The following is a 1,893-nucleotide window of genomic DNA, read 5'->3' as shown; positions in this document are numbered from 1 at the left end:
ATGCCATCATCGCCAGGCAACTGATGTGCAACCGCCTCGTGCATGGCATCAGTTTTTTTTTCATCTTTCTTCTCTGCCAACGCAAGGTTGCTGATGTCAGTCAGAACCTCCTTGATGCCAACCTGCTTGGCCATCTGCGTGCAAGTCTGACTCGCTTTGACAAGCGCCTTCACCGAAGCATCGTAGGTATCACCGTACAAGAAAGCCTGAGAGGGTTTGACATGAACCAAGAGACAAATAGACACCCACAATATTAAATATGAGACTGACACAGAAGCAATCACATCAAGTCACCAATGAGTGTTGCGCAGCTGACTAGTTAGTCTGCAGGCCTGCACAAACTGGATGTAGTCCCGCACGGACCGCTTCTGGCCCGCTTGCCAGGTGGTGTCCGCTGCCGGATGCCCCTCTGGCGATTGGCCGTGACAGTAATAGAGCTGATGGGTCTCCAAGCGGCGACGCGCGTTACGCTCAAACCACTGTGTCTCCAGACCGAGCTCCTGCGGGAGCTGCCCAAAGAGGTGCCCCAGGGAGTCCAGCTTGAAAAGTGCCAGGTCACAGTAGCCGCGATTACCACTTTCAGTGGAGCCACGCACATTGCTGACCGTGAACCACCGTGCAGGTTTGATTTTGTACTGGCACATATGATGGATCGAGGCCACAATCCAAAAGATGCGAGGCTCGGTCTGCCCCCTGGACAGGATGGCCTGCAGGACGTAGATGCTCTCAAATGGGTTTGAATCCCTGGGGCCTGAGTCAGCCTCAACGAGCACATCAGCAATGCGCGCCCGCTTGAACATGCGGTCATGGACTGTGAGGGCAACGTCAATGAAGCTTTTGGTGACTTGCACACCGTTGTTGGCCATGTACAACTTATCAGAGTAGGCCTTCGCCACTGCCACCGCAGTCCCCGCGGGAGCGCCCAAGACCTTGACACGGGCGCTTCTGAAGCGGACCACTTCAAATATGCGCTGGAGGGACGTCCGGCACACCGCCTCAGCAGTGGCACCGGCATTCTCCCGCAACTGCAGCGACGCCCAGTAGCGGGCCTCATGGCTCTCATGCAGGTGGAAGGTGGTGGTTGTGCTGAGACAGAACTTCCGCCACGATTGCAACACCGACAAATCATCATCTTGCTGTGCATCGACGTCCCGGCTGATGGCCAAGATGTAGGCATGCCGCAGCTCGTCAGGAGTGCAGCTCTCGAGCGCACCACGTGCATCCAATACACTACTCACAGTGAGGCAGGACACCGTCAGGACCCCATTGAAGGGGGTTGGCTTGGGGAAAGATGTGGCCATGAGGTGTTGCACCGCCTCTTTCCGAATTGGCACCCCAGCGCTGGGAGAGTACAAGTGATTCACCCAGAAGAAGTTCGCACCACAGGTGTACTGTTTGTGAGTCTGCAGCGCGATCGTGAAGTCCGCATCCTTGTACGGGGCTTGGCTCCCACCAGCGTGCTCCGCAGTGATGGACAAGGGCAGCTCCGTAGCAATGTTCTCAAAGACGGGGTGGGCAAAGATGCGGTCGATCGCATCACGCAGCGTGATCAAGTACGCGGCGTTGCGAGGCTCATTCTCCTCCGGCTGCAAGTCCAACCGCAAGACTGGTTCGCCAGGCGGATCTGGCACAGCTGCGACAGTGACACGCTTCCCACGACCACGCCCACCACCACCCATCTCTCCACTGGGCAATGACGAGTTTGATTCTTCACTGCCAGGCAGTTGTGGTGTGCCACTTGAGCCAACAACGTGCTGCATAATTTTAATGTGCGTGACACGACGGCTAGCTAACAAGGACCTATCACGTGCAAGAATAGCACGCCATACCAATTGTGCGTCAATCCCAACTTGGACCACCTTGTGGTGGAAACGCCAAATTGTACATGCTCGA

General features: G+C 56.2%; 2 protein-coding genes. Both read right to left on the bottom strand.

From position 1 onward, the window contains the following. A partial coding sequence (locus ABWQ00_RS15940; RefSeq protein WP_353239638.1) for a hypothetical protein occupies nucleotides 1-200 on the bottom strand: 200 nt, incomplete at its 3' end. Nucleotides 201-290: 90 nt separating this feature from the next. After that, nucleotides 291-1,553 (bottom strand): hypothetical protein, encoded by a 1,263-nt coding sequence (locus tag ABWQ00_RS15935; protein WP_353239637.1) that lies wholly within the window; start codon nucleotides 1,551-1,553, stop codon nucleotides 291-293. Nucleotides 1,554-1,893 lie beyond the last annotated feature (340 nt).

It is taken from the genome of Limnohabitans sp. (assembly GCF_040400975.1).
Lineage (GTDB): Bacteria > Pseudomonadota > Gammaproteobacteria > Burkholderiales > Burkholderiaceae_C > Limnohabitans_A.
This window is presented reverse-complemented; position numbering and strand designations above follow the sequence as displayed.